This window comes from Acidimicrobiales bacterium (assembly GCA_035531755.1).
Taxonomy (GTDB): domain Bacteria; phylum Actinomycetota; class Acidimicrobiia; order Acidimicrobiales; family UBA8190; genus DATKSK01.
In genome coordinates, this window is record DATKSK010000054.1 from 19,217 (window position 1) to 37,516 (window position 18,300).

Consider the following 18,300-nt stretch of genomic DNA (forward strand, 5'->3'; position numbering starts at 1 on the left):
GTCGCCCGGGGCCGGTGCGCTCACCGGGGCCGGCGCGTCCGCGCCGGTGCTCACAGGCTGTGGAGGACGCCCACGACCCCGCCGGCGAGCACCATCCACGCCGTGTTGACCCGGAAGCGGGCGAGCACCACCAGGGCCACCACGCCGACGGCGACGGCCAGCGGGCCCACGAGGCCGCTGCGGGCCAGGGTGACGGCCACGCCGGCCATGAGCCCCACGGCCACGGCCCCCGCACCGTCGAGAGCGCCCGACGCCCACGACGAGCGCCGGACCTTCGAGAGAAGCGGGATGAGCGCCGCCACCATGACGAACGACGGCAGGAAGATGGCGATCGTCGCCACGAGGGCGCCGGGCACCCCCGACACCAGGTACCCCACGAAGGTGGCGGTGGCGAACACCGGCCCCGGTGTGACCTGGCCGGCGGCCACGGCGTCGAGCAGTTGCCTGGCGCCGAGCCAGTGCAACTGGTGCACGAGGTCACGCTGCAAGAACGCGAGCAGGACGTAGCCGCTGCCGAACACGATCACGCCCAGCTTGGCGAACTCGCGGGCGACGGGCCACAGGCCCACGTGCACCGTCGCGGTGGCACCGGGCCGGGCCCGCCCGCCGCGCCCGGCGGCGGCGAGCGCCAGCGCCGGGGCCACCACCGCCGCGCCTCGCGCCCGGACGCTCCCCCGGTTGCGCCACACCGTGACGACCGCGGCCCCGGCCCCGAGCACGACGAGCGGGTCGACACCGGCGAGGAAGCCCGCGGCCGCGGCGACCGACACCGCCGCCGGGAGCGCCCCCGTGGCGACGACGCCGCGGCCCAGGCCCCACAGCGACACGACGATCACCGCCACCACCACCGGCTTCACCCCGTAGAGCAGGCCTCCGACGGCCGGGAGGTGGCCGTAGCGGACATACAGCCAGGCCAGGACGAGGACCGTCGCGGTGGAGGGGGCGATGAAGCACGTCCCCGCCACCGCCAGCCCCGCCCATCCGGCGCGGCGCCGGCCCACGGCGATCACCATCTGGGTCGAGCCCGGGCCCGGCAGCGCGCCGGTGGCGGCGAACAGCTCCAGGAACTCGGCGTCGGTGAGCCAGCGGCGGCGCTCGACGACCTCGACCCGCAGCATGGCCACGTGGGCGGCGGGGCCGCCGAAGCCGATCACCCCCAGCGTGGCCGAGACGCGGGCCACGGCCAGGAGCCCGCGGCGGCCCTCGCTCACCGCTCGTCGAGCTCGGGTTTCCCCCCGCCTTCCGCGTCGAACCGGAAGCCCACCCCGCGCACCGTCACAAGGTACTGCGGCCGGGCCGGGTCGCGTTCGACCTTGACCCGCAGCCGGCGGATGTGGGTGTCGAGCGTGCGGGTGTCGGCCAGGTCGCGCCCCGACCACAGTCGGTCGATCAGCTCGTCGCGGGTGCGGACCTGTCCCGGCGGCGACAACAGCAGCGCCAGGAGGTCGAACTCGCGGCGCGACAGGTGCACCGGCCGCCCGGCGACGGTCACGACCCGCCGGGCGAAGTCGACGCGCACCGGGCCGGCCTCGACCCGGTCGGACCGGGCCCCATCGGCGCCGGCGGGGGGCGCGAACGGGGGCGGCGCCACGCGCCGCAGTACGGACTGGATGCGGGCGACGAGCTCGCGCAGGCGGTACGGCTTGGTGACGTAGTCGGCCGCGCCGAGCTCGAGGCCGAGGACGACGTCCACCTCGGCGTCGAGCGCGCTGACCATGATCACCGGCACCGGCGCGATGTCGCGCATGCGCCGGCACACCTCGGTCCCCGTCATGCCCGGGAGCAGCACGTCGAGCAGGACGAGGTCGGGAGGCCGGGCCTGGAAGCGCCGCAGGCCGTCGAGGCCGTCGGCGGACAGCTCGACCTCGAAGCCCTCGGTGGAGAGGCCCACCTGCAGCGCCTCGCGGTAGGACTCCTCGTCCTCCACGACCAGGATGCGGATGCGGTCCCCGGGGTGGCGCGTGCCGGCGCGCCCGTCAGCTGCGTCGCGGTCGCGCTCGACCGGGCTCACGTGGCGCTCTTGGCGCCCTTGGCGAAACGCTGGGGGCGGTCCGGCGAGTGCCGCTGCGTGGTCATGACGAGGACACGGGCCACGACGATGAGGACCAGCACCAGTGCCATCAACAGGAGCGCGGCGGCGTCGGCGCGCTGATGGGCGACCTCGAAGGGCTGGTTGTAGTCGGTGAAGACGTTGTACGTCAGGTACCCGATGGGCGAGTTGTGGAGGTTGAGGGTCGGCGGCCGCGTGCTGTACCCGGCCGTGTAGAGCAGCGGGGCGGTCTCGCCGATGGCGATGGCGATGGCGATGATCAATCCGGTGACGATGCCGGGAAGTGCGGGCCGGAGCACGAGCTTGCGCAGGGCGTAGCTGCTGCGCATCCCGAGCGCCTCGCCACCCTCGCGGTACGCCGTGGGGACGGTGCGCAGCGCCACCTCGGTCGTCTTCGAGATGTACGGGACGACGAGGACCCCGACCACGATGATCCCCGCGTAGAGCGAGTAGCCCCAGTGGAACTGCACGACCAAGGCGATGTAGCCGACGTAGCCGAGGACGATGGAGGGCACACCGGCCAGCACCTCCGACGCGCCGCGCAGGAACTGGCCCCGGTCGGTGCGCGTGTACTCGGCGAGGTGGACGCCTCCGGCGATGCCGATCGCCCCGGCCAGGACCAGCACCCCCGCCACGAGGACGACCGTGCCCTGGATCGAGTTGAGCAGGCCGCCGGCGTTGCCGAGCGGATAGGTCGTGAGCACCTTGAAGTGCCAGTGGGTGACCGCCCGACCGGCAACGCCCGCGATGATCGACACCACCGGGATCACCACCAGGGCGAGGGCCACGCCGCACAGCACCCACGTGAGCCGGTTGCGCGTCTTGCGGGGCCCGAGGCGGGCGGGCGCGTCGGCGGTGGCGACCGCCGCCGGGGAGTCCGGGGCCACGGTTCAGATCCCCCGGCCCACCGGGAGCGCCGTCGTCGCCACCCGCCGCACCAGGAGGCGGGCGCCGACGTTGGCGACCAGCGTGATCACCAGCAGCACGAAGGCCAGTTCGGCGAGGGTGTCGGTGGCGAGGCCGCTGACGTCGGTGAGAGCGCCGTCGAGCTGGCTGACGATGGCGGCGGCGATGGTGTTGAACGAGCCGTAGGCGGAGTGGACGTTGGCGCCGAGCAGCGAGCCGCTCACCATGGCCATGGCGATCGTCTCGCCCAGGGCCCGGCCCAGCCCGAGCACCGACGCGCCGATGACGCCGGCACGCACCCACGGAATGGTGACCGTGCCGAGGGCTTCGGAGTCGGTCATCCCCAGCGCCACCGCGCCCTCCACGCTGGCGCGCGGCACCTGGCGGAGCAGGTCCCGCGTGGTGGCGGCGACGATCGGCAGGATCATGATGGCGAGGACCACCCCGGCGGTGAACAGGCCCTGCCCGCCCCCCGTCGGCCCCCGGAAGAACCGCAGCACGGGCACGTCCGGGATGTGGTCGGCCCACAGGGGCTCGACGTGGTGGGAGAGGAAGGGGCCGAGCGTGAAGAAGCCCCACAGGCCGATGACCACACTCGGCACCCCGGCCAGCACCTCGAGGCAGAATCCCACCGCACTCGACAGGCGCGGCGGGAGCTTCTCCACCACGATCAGCGCGGTGCCCACGGCGACGGGCACGGCCAGGACGACGGCGATCGCCGAGGAGACGAGCGTCCCGACGATGAGCGGGAGCGCCCCGTACGACGCCAGGGGCGGGTGTGTGATCCCGCCGGTGGAGACGAGCGGGGCGTAGAGGTTGCCGACGCTCCACTGCGTGCGGGTGAAGAACCCGAAGCCGTTGAAGCGGATGGCCGGCAGGGCTTTCCACAGCAACGCCCCCATGATGAGCACGAGGGCGACCAGCGGCACGAAGGCCATGGCGTGCAGGCCGTGCGGCAGGAGACGCTCGGCACGCCACCACGCCGTGGCCCGCCTGCGCCGCGCCGGCGGAAGGCCCGGGCCGCCGCCGTCACCGGGCCCGCCTGCCGGGCTCCCGCCACCCCCGCGCCGACCGCCAGCTCCTGCGGGGGCACCGGGCCCAGGCGGGCTCATCGCCACCGACGGGGAATCGGTGACGAGGGAGAGGAGGGGGGCGAGATCGCTCCCCCTCCTCTCGTCCTCGGCGATCGCGGCGCGGGCCGTGCCGGCCATGGCGGCGTGGTCCCTGTTCCCGTGACCTCGGGGCCTAGTGGGTGATCTTGGCGATGAGCTTGGTGGACAGCGCCACCACCTGGCTCGGCAGCGCCACGAAACCGACCTGGTCGAGATACGTCGGCGCGTTGCCACCGGTCGCGTCGATGGCCCACGCCAGCACCGCCTTCGCCGCCTGGGCGGCCAACGCGTCGGGCTGCTTGGTCGGCACGATCCCATACTCGTAGTTCACGATCGGGTACCCGTCGGACGCGGGGCCGAAGATCATCGACACGGCCCCCGAGGCCGGGGTGGAGCTGGCGAAGCTCGCCGCCGCCGCGCCGGCGGTGGCCTGCGTGGGCAGCTCGTAGTTCCCCGCCTTGTTCTTCAGCGCCGCGTAGCCGAGCCCGGCCGCGGTGGCCTGGTTCAGGTAGCTCACGCCGATGTAGGCGATGCACCCGGTGTTGTGCTGGCAGGCCTGCACCATGCCGCCGTTGCCCTGGGCGGCCACCGCGCCGGGCGCGTTCGGCCAGGCGACGGTGGTGCCCGGCGGGATCGTCCAGCCCGACGGGTCCGATGCCGTCAGGAACGAGCTGAACAGGAAGGTGTCACCCGAGCTGTCCGACCGGTGCACGGTGACGATCGGGATGCCGGGCAACGTCACGCCGGGGTTCAGGGCGGCGATCTTGGCGTCGTTCCACTTCGTGATGGTGCCCTGGTAGATGGCCGCGAGCGTCGGTCCGTCGAGGTTCAGATGGCCGGTGACCCCGGGGACGTTGTAGTTCACCTCCTGCGCCGAGATGGCGAGCGGGATGTTGAGCAGCCCTGGGTATTGCTGCACCTGGGCCGGCGACAGATAGGCGTCGGAGGCGCCGATGTTGACGGTGCCGGCGGCCGCCGACGAGATGCCGGTTCCCGATCCCGTCGACGCCGTCGTGATCGACACGCTCGGCCACGCCTGCTGGATCTTCTGGGTCCACAGGTTGAACAGCGGGTACAACAGGCTCGAGCCCGTCTCCTGCAGGGCGATGGAGCTCGTCGGCCAGTTCTCCAGGCTCTGCAGCGTGGCCGCGGCGGTCGTGGTGGACGTGGTGGACGAGGTCGCCGTGGACGTGGACGAGCTGCACGCCGAGACCAGCACGGCGGACGCGGCCAGGACCGTCAGCACCGCCGTGCCGCCGAAGCGGCCGGCACGTCGCCGGGAGGTGGCCGGAGCCGGAGGGGTGTGGGGGCGCGTGGACATACGGGGTGAAGCTCCTTTCGTCGGAACTGCGGGGTCTTCCCTGCGGGAGAAACGTGGTGCCGTGGCCCGACGGCCACGACCCGGCACCGGGGGCGTCAGGCGGCGCTCATCCGATCCGGCCGCTCACGTAGCTGACGGTCTCGGGCTCGGTGGGCGCGTCGAAGATCCGCTCGGTGTCGCCCACCTCGACCAGCCGGCCGTTGTAGAGGAACGCGGTGGTGGCGGCCACCCGGCGGGCCTGGGCGAGGTTGTGGGTGACGATGACCATCGTGAGGTCGGTGGCGAGCTTGCGCAGGAGCGCTTCCACCATCTCGGTGGTGACGGGGTCGAGCGACGACGTCGGCTCGTCGAGGAGCAGGGCGTCGGGCCCCACCGCCAGGGCGCGTGCCAGGCACAGCAGCTGCTGCTGGCCGCCCGACAGGCGGAACGGGGAGTCGTCGAGGCGGTCGGCCACCGCGGCCCACAGCCCCACCTCCTTCAGGTACCGCTCGGCGATGTCGCTGAGCTCGCGGCGCGGCGCCAGGCGGTGCGCCTTCACCCCGGCCACGACGTTGTCGCGGATCGACATGGGGAAGGGGTTGGGCCGCTGGAACACCATGCCCACCCGGCGGCGCAGCACCAGGGGGTCCATGTCGGCGCCCGTGATCTCGAGGCCCTCGAGCTCGATGGCGCCGGTGCGCCAGTAGCCGCGCACCTTGTCGTTCATCCGGTTCATCGACCGCAGGAAGGTCGACTTGCCGCAGCCGGTGGGCCCGATGAGCGCCGTGATGGTCCGCGGCGCGAAACCCAGGTCGACGCCGCTCAGGACCGTCTTGGCCCCGAAACCGACGCCCACGTCGCGAGCCACCAGAAGGGGGGATTCGAGGAGCCCCACGGCGGTGGTGGCCGGGGCCCGCCCGGCCAACTGCTCGGGGGCCGGGGTCGAGGTCGACGGCTCGCCGGGGGGACGGTGGCCCCCGGAGACGGGCCCGGATTCGGTTGGCATCGGGTGCGAAGTTACCCAGGGCAGGTGAACGAACCGCGAACAACGGGCGACGCGTCGATGATCGTTGGGTGAACTCCTACGAACCGTGATCCGGGCGGGCGTCGCCGTGGCGCCGCCGGTGCGCCATGGCCTTGGCGGCGCCCCAGGCGATGGCCGGCTCGGCCAGGGCCGGGTCCACGGCGGCCAGCGACGCCGGGGTCAGCGCGTAGACGTCCGAGGGAAAGCGCTCCTGCGCGAACCGGTCGCGCTCGACGGGCGGCACCCCCGCGGCGCGCAACACCGCCGTGGGATGGTCGGCGGCGGCCCGCAGCACCGCCAACGGGGTCGAGTGCTGGGAGTCGACGTCCGCACCGAGCAGCGCCCGCAGGGCGTCGCCCACCTCGTCGCCGGCCCGGTGGCCGGCCGCCTCGGCCTGCGCCAGCACCGCCCGCCGGTCGGGGGCGCCGGCCGGCAGGACGCCGTCCACGCACCGCACCACCCAGCCCGGCACGGCGGCGGCGACGCGCTCGGCCAGCAGCGCACCGACGTCCGCCAACAGCCTGTCGGGATCCGAGGTCCCGGTCCCGGGTGTCAGCTCTCCACCACGTCGCCGAGGAGGTCGACGCGCACGCCCTGCGTCCGCAGCCACGCCAGGGCCTCCTCGACGTCGACCGGCTCGCCCTCGATCTCGCACACGATCCACCCCTCGTGGTCGTCGACGTTGGCCCGGCGGATGTTGGGCTCCACGTTGTGCTCGCGCACGAGCTGGGCCATGAACGGCCGGCGCACGAGGTCTTCGGGGAACGTGAGCTTCACCCGGACGTCGATCATGTCGCTCCTTGTGGCGCGCCCCGGCCGGCGGCGCCGGCGACGGAGAGCGCCTGGTTGAGGTTTCCCGACCGGAAGCCCTCGAGGTCGAGCGCCACGTAGCGGTACCCGGCGCCGCGCACCGCCTGCACCACCTCGACGCGCCGCTCCACGGCGGTCGCCAGGTCGTCCCCCTCGAGCTCCACGCGCGCCAGGTCGCCGTAGTGCCGCACGCGCAGCTGCCCGAACCCGAGGGCGCGCAGGGCCGACTCGGCGGCGGCCACGGTGGTGAGCGTGCCAAGGGTCACGGGCGTGCCGTAGGGCACGCGCGACGCCAGGCAGGCGGCGGCGGGCTTGTCCCACGTCCGCAGCCCCAGATGCCGGGCCACGGCACGCACGTCCGCCTTGGTCAGCCCGGCCGAGACCAGGGGAAAGCGCGCCCCGCGCTCGGCGGCGGCCCGCTGGCCCGGGCGGTGGTCACCGAGGTCGTCGAGGTTCACGCCGAGGAGCACGGTGGCCGACTCGGCGGCGGCCAACGGCGCCAGGGCGGACAGCAGGCTCGCCTTGCAGTGGTAGCAGCGGTCGCCGTCGTTGGCCGCGTAGGCGGCGACGTCGAGCTCGCCGGTGCGCACCCGGCGCCAGCGCAGGCCCCACTCGGCGGCGAGCGCCTCGCAGTCGGCGAGCTCTTCTGGCGCGAGCGACGGTGACACGGCCGTGACGCACAGCACGCGCCGGGCACCGAGGACGTCGGTGGCCACGCGCGCCACGAGGGCCGAGTCCGCCCCGCCGCTGAAGGCCACCACGGCGCGGCCGATCGAGGCGACCTCGGCGCGCAGCGCCCCGAGGGCGGCGCCCACCCTGCGGGCGTCGGTGCGGGCGTCCGAGGGCGCGTCAGAGGACACTGTCGAGCACGTCCTCGATCTCGGCCACCATCCCGGTCCAGAACGGCCCGAACTCGGCGTAGTGCGCCGAGGCCTCGTCGAAGCGCATCTGGTAGACGCACTCCTTCAGGTCGTCGGGGTGCGTGCCGAACAGCGTCACGCCCCACTCCCAGTCGTCGAGCCCGGTCGACCCCGTGATGAGCTGCAGGATGCGCCCGTGGAACGTCCGGCCGACGGCACCGTGGCCGAGCATGAGCGCCTTGCGCTCGTCGAATCCCAGCGCGTACCAGTTGTGCTCTGCGCTGCGGCGTTTCGACATCGGGTAGAAGCAGAACGCCGGCTTGTCCTTCGGCGGCAGGGTCGGGTACAGGCGGGCCTGCAGCATCTCCTCGGGCATGCCCTGCGCGTACTCGGACACCTCGGTGAGCGAGACGTACGACCCGACCACCTCGAAGCCCGCGGCGCGCAGCGCGCTCTGCAGGGCCCGCAGGCGCCACATGTCGGGCCCGAGCACCATCACGGCCACGTCGGCCTTGTGCCCGAGCAGCGACGCCGTCACCACCTGGTCACCGGCCGACCGGGCGTCCTCGACGGCCCGCACGACGGCCTCGGCGTCCACCGCCGGGCCCGCCCGCACGAAGAGATGGAGGACGCCCCACCCGACGGTCGGGCCGACGAGGTCCGGTGCGGGTCGACCGCCGGGGATGGCCACGGCCCCAGTGTAGGAAACGACCGAGGGGCGCCCGGTCGGGCGCCCCTCGGCAACACGGATCCCACGGTGGTGGCCGGGCACCGAGGCCCGGGCCGCCACCCCGGTGGACTAGAAGTCGTCCATCCCCCCACCCGGCATGGGCATGGCGTCCTTCTCCGGCTTGTCGACGATGACCGCCTCGGTGGTGAGGAACAGGGCCGCGATCGACGCCGCGTTCTGCAGCGCCGAGCGGGTCACCTTGACGGCGTCGATGACGCCGGCGGCGAACAGGTCCTGGTACTCGCCGGTGGCGGCGTTGAGGCCCTCGGCCGGCTTCTTCAGGTTGCGCACCTTCTCGACCACGACGCCGCCCTCGAGGCCGGCGTTGACGGCGATCTGCTTCAGGGGCTCCTCCACGGCCCGGGACACCATGCGGCACCCCGTGGCCTCGTCGCCCTCGAGCTTCTCGGCGCGGTCCAGGATGGCGGCCTGGGACCGCAGCAGGGCCACGCCCCCGCCGGGGACCACGCCCTCCTCGATGGCCGCCTTGGTCGTGGACACGGCGTCCTCGATGCGGTGCTTCTTCTCCTTGAGCTCGACCTCGGTGGCCGCGCCGACCTTGATGACCGCCACGCCCCCGGACAGCTTGGCCAGGCGCTCCTGGAGCTTCTCCCGGTCGTAGTCGGAGTCGGTGTTCTCGATCTCGGCCTTGATCTGGTTGATCCGGCCCTTGATCTCGGACTCCTCGCCGGCACCCTCCACGACCGTCGTCTCGTCCTTGGTCACGACGATCTTGCGGGCCCGGCCGAGCATCTCGAGCCCGACGTTCTCGAGCTTGAGGCCGACCTCCTCGGTGATGACCTGGCCGCCGGTGAGGATGGCCATGTCCTGGAGCATCGCCTTGCGGCGCTCCCCGAAGCCCGGGGCCTTCACGGCCACGGACTTGAAGGTGCCCCGGATCTTGTTCACGACCAGGGTGGCCAGGGCCTCGCCCTCGACGTCCTCGGAGATGATCACGAGCGCCTTGCCCGTCTGCATCACCTTCTCCAGCACCGGCAGCAGGTCGCGCACGGCCGAGATCTTGCTGGCCACGAAGAGCACGTAGGGGTCCTCGAGGACGGCCTCCATGCGCTCGGGGTCGGTGACGAAGTACGGCGAGATGTAGCCCTTGTCGAAGCGCATGCCCTCGACCAGGTCCATCTCCATGCCGAAAGTCTGCGACTCCTCGACGGTGATGACGCCGTCCTTGCCGACCTTGTCGATGGCCTCGGCGATCATCTCGCCGATCTCGACGTCGGCGGCCGAGATGGCGGCCACCTGGGCGATCTGCGACTTGGACTCGGTCTCCTTGGCCTGGCTCTTGAGCGACTCGATGGCGGTCTCGACGGCCGCCTCGATGCCGCGCTTGAGCGACATCGGGTTGGCGCCGGCGGCCACGTTGCGCAGGCCCTCGTGGACCATGGCCCACGCCAGCACGGTGGCGGTGGTGGTGCCGTCACCGGCGACGTCGTCGGTCTTCTTGGCCACTTCCTTCACCAGCTCGGCGCCGACCTTCTCCCACGGGTCCTCGAGGTCGATCTCCTTGGCGATCGACACCCCGTCGTTGGTGATGGTCGGGGCACCCCACTTCTTCTCGAGCACGACGTTGCGGCCCTTCGGGCCGAGGGTCACGCGTACGGCGTCGGCGAGCTTGTTCATGCCGTTCTCGAGGGCCCGGCGGGCCTCCTCGTCGAAGGCGATCAGCTTGGGCATGGCGTGGTTTCCTCCGTGGGTCCTGGTCCGGGTGTCGCGGGCGGCGCCGGGAAGCCCCACCAGGGGCGGGCGCGCCGTCCGACCGTTAGCACTCTAGCGGTTGGAGTGCTAACAGCAAACCACGGGCCCGGGGGCCGCGCAACCGCCGGCCGCCCCGGAGGGCCGGGCCTCAGCCCCCGGCGACGGCGGGGACGATCGACAGCGTCTGGCCGGCGGTGACCGGCGTGTCGAGCCCGTCGAGGAAGCGCACGTCCTCGTCGGCGAGGAAGACGTTCACGAAACGGCGCAGGGACCCGTCCTCGTCGAAGAGCCGGTCGCCGAACCCGGGGTGGGCGGCGTCGAGCGCCTTCAGGACGGCTCCCACCGTGGCCCCCTCCACCGGGACCTGGGCCGAACCCCCGGTGAGGGTGCGCAGCTGGGCCGGGATGCGGACGGTCACGCTCACGGCCGGCCCCCGTCCACGTCGGCGTCGACGTCCACGGCTTCGTGGAAGGCGTCGAGGGTCGGGGCGATCGTGGCCGTGGGGCCCACGGTCGGGACGAGCGCCTCCACCGTCTTCAGGCCGTGACCCGTGATGTAGGCGACGACGCGCTCGTCGCGCCGCACCACGCCCTGGCCGGCCAGCTTGGCCAGGGTGGCGACGGTGACGCCCCCGGCGGTCTCGGCGAAGATCCCCTCGGTCCGGGCGAGCAGGCGGATCCCGTCGATGATCTCGTCGTCGGTCACGGCCTCGAGCGCCCCGCCGCTGGTGCGCACGGTCTGCAGGGCGTACCAGCCGTCGGCGGGGTTGCCGATGGCGAGGGACTTGGCGATGGTGTGGGGCCGCACCGGCCGGATGGCGTCGCTCCCCTCGGCGAACGCCGTCGCCACCGGTGAGCACCCCGCCGCCTGGGCGCCCGACACCCGCACGTGGGGCTCCTCGTCGAGCAGCCCCACGGCGTGCAGCTCGGTGAAGCCCTTGGCGATCTTGGTGAGCTGGCTGCCCGAGGCCACCGGCACGACCACGTGGTCCGGCGCCTGCCAGCCGAGCTGCTCGGCCACCTCGAAGGCGAGGGTCTTGGACCCCTCGGCGTAGTAGGTGCGCACGTTGACGTTGACGAACGCCCACGACGGGTGATCGCTGGTGAGCTCGGCGCACAGCCGGTTGACGTCGTCGTAGGTGCCCTCCACCGCCACCACGTGGCCGCCGTAGACGGCCGTGGTCACGACCTTCGCCACTTCGAGGTCGCGGGGGATGAACACCACCGACACCATGCCGGCGCGCGCCGCGTGGGCGGCCACCGAGTTCGCCAGGTTGCCGGTGGAGGCGCACGCCGCCACCTTGAACCCGAGCTGGCGGGCCTTGGTGAGGGCCACCGACACCACGCGGTCCTTGAACGAGCCCGTGGGGTTGGCGGTGTCGTTCTTCAGCCACAGCTCGCCCAGCCCGAGCTCGGCGGCCAGGCGGTCGGCCCGCACCAGGGGGGTGCAGCCGGTGCCGAGGTCGATGGGCGCGGGGTCCGACACCGGCAGGAGCGAGGCGTAGCGCCAGATCGTCTGGGGGCCGGCCGCGATCTCGGCCCGGGTCACCGACGCCCGCAGGGCCTCGTAGTCGTAGGCCACCTCGAGGGGCCCGAAGCAGTAGTCACAGACGTGCAGCGCCTCCGCGGGGTAGGCGCGCCCGCATTCCCGGCAGCGGAGCCCGGTGACGAATCCCACGAACATTCCTCCTCATCGCTCGGGCATTGGCACCTGGCGTCCCACCTCGATGGCGAGATGCGCTGGTTGCCGCGGCGTCACAGGGCCCGTCCCTCAGCCGCTCTGGATGATCCCTCCATGGTGGACCAGGACGGCGCCCTCGTCAATGCAGGGGGGCGCGGGGGCGCCCCCGCCGGAATGGGGGATGATCGGGACGTGGCCACCGCCTCGAACCCGCCGCCCCCGGACCTCCGGACCACGGACCTCCGGACCACGGACCACCGTGACTACGAGCCGGCCCGCCTGGCCGCGGCGCGTGGCGAGCGCCGGGTGGCCGTGTGCGTGCCGGCTCGCAACGAGGCCCCCACGGTGGGCGCCATCGTGGCCGTAGTGCGGGCCACGCTGTGTGCCGCCGGGGGCGGGGTCGACCTCGTCGACGAGGTCCTCGTGGTGGACGACGGCTCCGAGGACGGCACCGGGGCGGTCGCCCGGCGCGCCGGGGCGCGCGTCGTCACGACGCGCCCGGGCGGGGCGGGCAAGGGCGAGGCCATGGCGGTGGCGGTGGCGGAGACCGAGGCCGAGCTGCTCGTCTTCCTCGACGCCGACGTCGAGAACTTCGGCCCCCACTTCGTCACGGGACTGCTCGGCCCCCTGCTGGCGTCGCCCGCGGCGGGGGAGCCCGACGTGGCGCTCGTGAAGGGTTTCTACGAGCGCCCGCTGCACGGCGAGCCCGGCGGCGGCGGGCGGGTGACCGAGCTCGTCGCCCGCCCCCTGATCGACCTGCTGTTCCCGCTCCTCGGGGGGGTGCGCCAGCCCCTCGCCGGGGAGACGGCCGTGCCCCGCACGGTCCTCGACAAGACGGGCCTCGCCCCCGGGTACGGCGTGGAGCTGGGGCTGCTCGTCGACGTGGCCGACCACTTCGGCGCCGACCACATCGCCCAGGTCGACCTGGGGGTGCGCATCCACCGCAACCGGCCACTGGGCGAGCTGCGCGCCCAGGCGACCGACGTCCTGCGGGCCGCGCTCGTGCGGGCCGGGGTGGCGCCCCCGGGCCACGACGGTCGCTGAGTCACCGGGGCCGGCGGGCGGGCCCGGGGCGCTCACGCGCCGGGGGGCGCGGGGCGCTCACGCGCCGGGGGGCGCGGCGTCGATCCGGACCGCGGCTGACGCGCCGGAAGAACGTGCGTCACTCCGGATCGCAGGCGAGCTCGGGCACCCGCACCCGGGCGCGCCGGGCGTCGCGGCCCGATCGCCCCGGCCCGCCGGGACCGGGGACCGTGCCGGCGGAACCGGCGCCGACGGGGAGCGGCGACGCGGGGGGCGAGGGCATCAGGGCGGCTGCACCCGCCGGGACGACGCCGTCGACGACGCCGTCGACGACGGGCACGGCGTGCGAGCCGGCGAGGACGGAGGCCGCGCCGGCGACCACCCCACCCCGGCGGGGGAGCACCAGGGCCACGACCGCGCCGGCGCCGACCACGGCCACCCCGACCCACACCGCCGGGCGCAGGCCGGCGACGTAGGCGGGGCCGCTCGCGTAGCCGCCCCGGGCCGAGAACACCGCCCCCAGCACGGCGATGCCGAGCACACCCCCGATCTCCCGGAAGGCGCCGTTGGCGCCCGAGGCGACGCCTTCCTGCTCGGGCGGCACCGAGGACAGCACGACCGACGCCAGGGGCACGAAGAACAAGGCCATCCCGACGCCCGACAGCACGAACGGCATCCACAGCGCGCCGTAGCCGACGGTCGGTCGCGTCTCGAGCGCCAGCCACGCCAGGCCCGCGGCCTGCAGGGCCAGTCCGACGGCGAGGACCGGCCGACCCCCGAACCGCTGGGCCAGGGCGGCGGCCACCGGGGCCATCAGCATGGGCATGCCCGTCCACGGCAGGACGCGCAGCCCGGCGGCGAACGGCGAGTAGTGCTGCACCACCTGGAGGAACTGCGACAGGAAGAAGATCGAGCCGAACATCCCGAAGCTCATGAACATCGCCACCACGTTGACGGCCGAGAACGAGCGGCTGCGGAACAGCCGCAGCGGGAGCATGGGGCTGGCGGCGCGCTGCTCCCACGCCACGAACCCCGCCAGCCCGAAGGCGCCGGCGGCGAACGACGCCAGGACCCCCGGGCTGGTCCAGCCGTGGGCGTTGGCGCGCACGAGGCCGAGGACGACGCCGAGGAGCCCGGCGGTGGCGAGCACCACGCCGCCGACGTCGAGCGGCTGGCGCGGGCCGGAGGACTCCGCCAGGCGCCAGCGGGCGAGGCCGAGGAGCACGATCCCCACGGGCACGTTGATCCAGAAGATGGACTGCCACGACCACCCGCTCGTCACCGCCCCGCCAACGAGAGGGCCGGCGGCCACGGCGATCCCGCCGATGGCGCCCCACACGCCGAGCGCCTGGTTGCGCCGCTCGGGGGATACCGCCGCCGACAGCAGGGTCAGCGACAGCGGCATCACGAGGGCGCCGCCCGCGCCCTGCACGGCGCGCGCCGTGACCAGCCAGCCGATCGACGGCGACAGGGCGGCGGCGGCCGAGGCCACCGTGAAGACCGTGAGCCCGACGCCGAACAGGCGCCGGCGCCCGAAGCGGTCCCCGAGGGCGGCCCCCGTGAGGAGCAGGACGGCGAAGGTGAGGGTGTAGGCGTTGACGGTCCACTCGAGCCCGGCCAGCCCGGCGTGGAGATGGTCCTTGATCACGGGCAGGGCCGTGGTCACCACCAGGTTGTCGAGGGTCGCCATGAACAGCGCCAGGGAGGTGATGACGACGGCCCAGGCCGCCGCGCCGCGGGCCGTGCTGGGTGCCCGGTCCGGTGACGCCGAGCCGACTAGTGAGTGATTACTAGCTTGGGTGGGCATGGGATCCCCTTCCGATGGCGGCAGCAGGTGGGTCAGGACGTCGCCCGATGGTGGGCGAAGACGTGCTCGGGGTCGGCCTGGCAGGCCCGGGCCCAGGACTCGTCGAGCGCGGCGGCGTCGATCGCCGCCACCACGTTCAGCAGCATCCCCTGGGCGAAGAAGGCACGCACGTCGTCCTCGGGCAGCCCGGTCAGCTGCCCCACGATGGTCCACAGGCGCCGGAACCCCTCGCGGGCGGCCCGACGGATCTCCTCGTCCGCGGACGCCGCGTAGGCGTGCAGCTGCACCAGGAGCAGATCGCGCTCGCTCAACAGCTCCTTGTAGGCCTCCCCCATGGCGGCCATGGCGTCGATGCCCGACAGGCCGTCGGCCGCGGTCCGGAAGGTGGCCTCGATGCGGGCGTGCATGAGCTCCATGGTGGCGACGAACAGCTCGCGCTTGGTCCCGAAGAGCCGGAAGACGTAGGGCTGGGAGATCTCGGCGCGTGCCGCGATGGCCTCCGTCGAGGTGCCGGCGTAGCCGCCCTTGGCGAACTCCGCCATGGCCGCCCGCAGCACCGACGCCCGGCGCTCGTCGGCCGTCTGGCGCAGAGCGCCCGAGCCCCTCACCGTGCCCGCAGCCGTCGTCACGAGGACTAAGTTAGTGGTCACTCACTTTATTGTCAAGGGCGGCCCGCGGCGCTCCGCCAGGGCGGCACCCACGACCTCGTCCACGCACCCGGCCGGGTCGGCGAGGGACCGGGCCGGGCCACAGCGGTCGGTGAGGCTCACGACCTCGACGACCGTCCCTCCAGACGTCGTGCCCCCGGACGTCGTGCCCCCGGACGTCGTGCCCCCGGAAGCCGGGCCCGCGACCGACGGCCCCGACGCGGCCGAGGAGACGCCCTCGACCCCGCCGGGCCCCACGGCACCCGCCACGACCAGCACGGGCACACCCACCCGGGCGGCCGCCCGCACCACGCCCCCGACCACCTTCCCCGACCACGACGACCCGTCGAGCCGGCCCTCCCCCGTCACCACGACGTCGGCGCGGGCGAGGCGCGCCGCCAGCCCCACCGTGTCGGCGACGAGGTCGAACCCGGGCACGAGCCGCGCCCCGAGGGCCGCCAGGCCCCCGGCCAGCCCACCGGCCGCCCCCGATCCGGGCAGGGCACGTACGTCGACCCCGTAGCGGTCCCGCAGGGTGCCGGCGAGCGCCTCGAGCCGGTGGCGCAGCTCGACGACCTGGGCCGGGGTGGCGCCTTTCTGGGGACCGAAGCCCTCGGCGGCCTCCACGAAACGCGCCGCCACGTCGCAGGCCACCACGACCTCGGCGCCGCCGAGACCGCCGGCCTGCTCGATGGCCTCGATCGCCCCCAGGCCCCCGTCGGTGGTGGCGGAACCGCCCACGCCGATCAGCACGCGCCGGGCGCCGGCCGCCAGCGCCGCCACCACGAGCTCGCCCGTACCGCGGGTGGTCGCCCCCAGGGGGTCGTTGCCCTCGGCGCCGCCCGCCAGCGGCAGGCCCGAGGCGGCCGCGGACTCGATCACGGCGTCGCCGCCCGCCATCCACCATCGCGCCGTCACCGGCCGGGCCAGGGGCCCCGTGACGAGGGCCCGGCGCCATTCCCCCGGCCGGCCGAAGCTGCGACCCCGCGGTCGGCCCCCGGTCCGGGCCGTCCCCGGCCCCGCCGCCAGGACGTCGGCGAAGCCCTCCCCGCCGTCGGAGAGCGGGCACAGGTCGCACCTCCATCCGGCCCGGGCCGCGGCGGCGGCGATGGCCTCGGCGATCACCGGGGCGCCGGCGGTGCCCTTGAAGGCGTCGGGGGCGGCCAGCACGCCGGGCGGGGACGACGGTGCTGCGGTCATGGCGCCATGGTGGCCCGTCCGGGTGGGGCCTGTGGGGGAGGGGTAGGGTCGCCGGTATGGGCGCGGACCTGGTCATCGCCTCCAACCGGGGCCCGCTGTCGTTCTCCTTGGACGGCTCGGGGCGTCCGGTGCCGTCCGGCTCCGCCGGGGGCCTGGCGGCCGCCCTGCACCCGCAGCTCGAGGGCAGCGGGGCGACGTGGGTGGCGTGCGCCATGTCCGAGGCCGACCGCTTGGCCACGGCCGAAGGGCTCATGACCGAGCGGGGCCTGCGCCTGGTGACGGTGCAGCCCGACCTCGACACGTACCGGATGGCCTACGACGTCGTGTCGAACTCCACCCTGTGGTACCTCCACCACCACCTCTTCGACCTGTCGCGCCGGCCGCGCTTCGACCGGCACTGGGCCGGCGCCTGGGAGGCCTACCGCCAGCTCAACCGGCTGTTCGCCACGGTGGTCGAGGAGGCCGCCGGCGAGGGCGCCACCGTGCTGGTGCAGGACTACCACCTGAGCCTCCTGCCCAAGCTGCTGGCCGAGGGGCGGCCCGATCTGCACACCGTGCACTTCACCCACACCCCCTTCGCCGACCCCAGCATGCTGCGCGTCCTGCCCGAGGCCGTGGCCCGCGAGGTCCTGCAGGGCATGGCGGCCGCGGCCGCCTGTGGCTTCCACACCGAGCGCTGGGAGGCGGCCTACCGGGCGTGCTGCGCCGACATGGGCGTCGACGCCCGCCGCACCTTCGTGTCGCCGCTCACCCCCGACCCCGGCAGCCTGTTCGAACGGGCCGCCTCGGCGGAGTGCGTGGCGGCCGGCGAGCGCCTCGAGGAGCTCCTGCGCGGCCGGCGCCTGGTGCTGCGCGTCGACCGGATCGAGCCCGCCAAGAACCTGCTGCGGGGGTTCTGGGCCTTCGACGAGATGCTGCGCCTGCGGCCCGAGCTGCGCGGCCAGGTGGTGCTGCTGGCGCTGGCGTACGCGTCGCGCCAGGCGCTGCCGGAGTACCTCGCCTACGGGGCCGAGGTGGAGCACACCGCACGCCACGTCAACGACACGTGGGGCACCGACGACTGGGCGCCCATCATCCTCGACGTGGCCGACGACCCCGGGAGGTCGCTGGCCGCGCTGGTCCGCTACGACGTGCTCCTGGTGAACCCCCTGCGCGACGGGCTCAACCTGGTGGCCAAGGAGGGCCCGCTCGTGAACACCGCCGACGGGGTGCTCGCCCTGTCGCGCGAGGCGGGCGCCTTCGCCGAGCTGCACGGCCAGGCGCTCGAGGTCAACCCCTTCGACGTCACCGGCACGGCCGGCACCCTCCTGGAGGCGCTCGACATGCCCGCCGACGAGCGGGCGCGGCGCGCCGAGGGGCTGCGGGCCGTCGTCTCGCAGCGCAAGCCGGGCGACTGGCTGGCGGACCAGCTGTCCTCGGCCCTCGCCGGCTGACGGGG

The 18,300-nt window shown here is 74.1% G+C and carries 18 protein-coding genes and 1 riboswitch; of the genes, 2 read left to right on the forward strand and 16 right to left on the reverse strand.

Going from position 1 to position 18,300, the window contains the following annotated elements:
* Nucleotides 1-50: 50 nt before the first annotated feature.
* The 13 genes from chrA to VMV22_11130 form a co-directional block, all read right to left on the reverse strand.
* Nucleotides 51-1,211: a chromate efflux transporter gene (chrA, locus tag VMV22_11070; GenBank protein ID HUY22864.1), complete on the reverse strand. Its 1,161-nt coding sequence runs from the start codon at nt 1,209-1,211 to the stop codon at nt 51-53.
* Nucleotides 1,208-2,011 carry a response regulator transcription factor gene (locus VMV22_11075; GenBank protein ID HUY22865.1) on the reverse strand — a complete coding sequence of 268 codons (804 nt, stop codon included), beginning with the start codon at nt 2,009-2,011 and terminating at the stop codon, nt 1,208-1,210. Before VMV22_11075 ends, chrA begins: the two co-directional genes overlap by 4 nt.
* Nucleotides 2,008-2,937 (reverse strand): ABC transporter permease subunit, encoded by a 930-nt coding sequence (locus VMV22_11080; GenBank protein ID HUY22866.1) that lies wholly within the window; start codon nt 2,935-2,937, stop codon nt 2,008-2,010. Before VMV22_11080 ends, VMV22_11075 begins: the two co-directional genes overlap by 4 nt.
* A gap of 3 nt (nt 2,938-2,940) precedes the next feature.
* A complete protein-coding gene (pstC, locus tag VMV22_11085) occupies nt 2,941-4,167 on the reverse strand; it encodes a phosphate ABC transporter permease subunit PstC (protein ID HUY22867.1) in 1,227 nt (408 codons plus the stop codon).
* A 34-nt stretch (nt 4,168-4,201) separates the two neighbouring features.
* Nucleotides 4,202-5,389: a phosphate ABC transporter substrate-binding protein PstS gene (pstS, locus tag VMV22_11090; protein ID HUY22868.1), complete on the reverse strand. Its 1,188-nt coding sequence runs from the start codon at nt 5,387-5,389 to the stop codon at nt 4,202-4,204.
* A gap of 106 nt (nt 5,390-5,495) precedes the next feature.
* A complete protein-coding gene (locus VMV22_11095) occupies nt 5,496-6,374 on the reverse strand; it encodes a phosphate ABC transporter ATP-binding protein (GenBank protein HUY22869.1) in 879 nt (292 codons plus the stop codon).
* A 76-nt stretch (nt 6,375-6,450) separates the two neighbouring features.
* Nucleotides 6,451-6,909 (reverse strand): hypothetical protein, encoded by a 459-nt coding sequence (locus VMV22_11100; GenBank protein HUY22870.1) that lies wholly within the window; start codon nt 6,907-6,909, stop codon nt 6,451-6,453.
* A 35-nt stretch (nt 6,910-6,944) separates the two neighbouring features.
* Nucleotides 6,945-7,184, reverse strand: coding sequence for an NIL domain-containing protein (locus tag VMV22_11105; GenBank protein ID HUY22871.1), 240 nt, complete (start codon nt 7,182-7,184; stop codon nt 6,945-6,947).
* Complete coding sequence (gene larE, locus VMV22_11110; protein HUY22872.1) at nt 7,181-8,062, reverse strand: ATP-dependent sacrificial sulfur transferase LarE; 882 nt, start codon at nt 8,060-8,062, stop codon at nt 7,181-7,183. Before larE ends, VMV22_11105 begins: the two co-directional genes overlap by 4 nt.
* Complete coding sequence (locus VMV22_11115; protein ID HUY22873.1) at nt 8,052-8,753, reverse strand: chlorite dismutase family protein; 702 nt, start codon at nt 8,751-8,753, stop codon at nt 8,052-8,054. The genes larE and VMV22_11115 overlap by 11 nt, the downstream gene beginning before the upstream one ends.
* A gap of 108 nt (nt 8,754-8,861) precedes the next feature.
* On the reverse strand, nt 8,862-10,484 hold the full coding sequence (gene groL / locus VMV22_11120; GenBank protein HUY22874.1) for a chaperonin GroEL: 1,623 nt from the start codon (nt 10,482-10,484) through the stop codon (nt 8,862-8,864).
* Nucleotides 10,485-10,653: 169 nt separating this feature from the next.
* Entirely contained in the window at nt 10,654-10,929 is a 276-nt protein-coding gene (locus tag VMV22_11125; protein HUY22875.1) for a ubiquitin-like small modifier protein 1, read from the reverse strand.
* On the reverse strand, nt 10,926-12,182 hold the full coding sequence (locus tag VMV22_11130; protein ID HUY22876.1) for a threonine synthase: 1,257 nt from the start codon (nt 12,180-12,182) through the stop codon (nt 10,926-10,928). The genes VMV22_11125 and VMV22_11130 overlap by 4 nt, the downstream gene beginning before the upstream one ends.
* Nucleotides 12,183-12,191: 9 nt before the next feature.
* Nucleotides 12,192-12,295, reverse strand: a riboswitch (SAM riboswitch).
* 82 nt (nt 12,296-12,377) lie between these two features.
* On the opposite strand from VMV22_11130, the gene VMV22_11135 reads away from it, so the two are divergent.
* Nucleotides 12,378-13,229 carry a glucosyl-3-phosphoglycerate synthase gene (locus tag VMV22_11135; protein HUY22877.1) on the forward strand — a complete coding sequence of 284 codons (852 nt, stop codon included), beginning with the start codon at nt 12,378-12,380 and terminating at the stop codon, nt 13,227-13,229.
* A gap of 118 nt (nt 13,230-13,347) precedes the next feature.
* Here the strand turns inward: VMV22_11135 and VMV22_11140 are convergent, their stop codons facing one another.
* The 3 genes from VMV22_11140 to VMV22_11150 are packed head-to-tail and all read right to left on the reverse strand — an operon-like array spanning nt 13,348 to nt 16,862.
* A complete protein-coding gene (locus VMV22_11140; GenBank protein ID HUY22878.1) occupies nt 13,348-15,015 on the reverse strand; it encodes an MFS transporter in 1,668 nt (555 codons plus the stop codon).
* Nucleotides 15,016-15,047: 32 nt separating this feature from the next.
* Nucleotides 15,048-15,665 carry a helix-turn-helix domain-containing protein gene (locus tag VMV22_11145; GenBank protein HUY22879.1) on the reverse strand — a complete coding sequence of 206 codons (618 nt, stop codon included), beginning with the start codon at nt 15,663-15,665 and terminating at the stop codon, nt 15,048-15,050.
* The gene (locus VMV22_11150) at nt 15,666-16,862 is read right to left on the reverse strand and encodes a glycerate kinase (GenBank protein ID HUY22880.1); all 1,197 of its coding nucleotides are present in this window, start codon (nt 16,860-16,862) and stop codon (nt 15,666-15,668) included.
* A 56-nt stretch (nt 16,863-16,918) separates the two neighbouring features.
* Here VMV22_11150 and VMV22_11155 point away from each other — a divergent pair, with 56 nt between their 5' ends.
* Nucleotides 16,919-18,295, forward strand: a complete 1,377-nt coding sequence (locus VMV22_11155; GenBank protein ID HUY22881.1) for a trehalose-6-phosphate synthase — start codon at nt 16,919-16,921, stop codon at nt 18,293-18,295.
* The last annotated feature ends 5 nt before the right edge of the window (nt 18,296-18,300 follow it).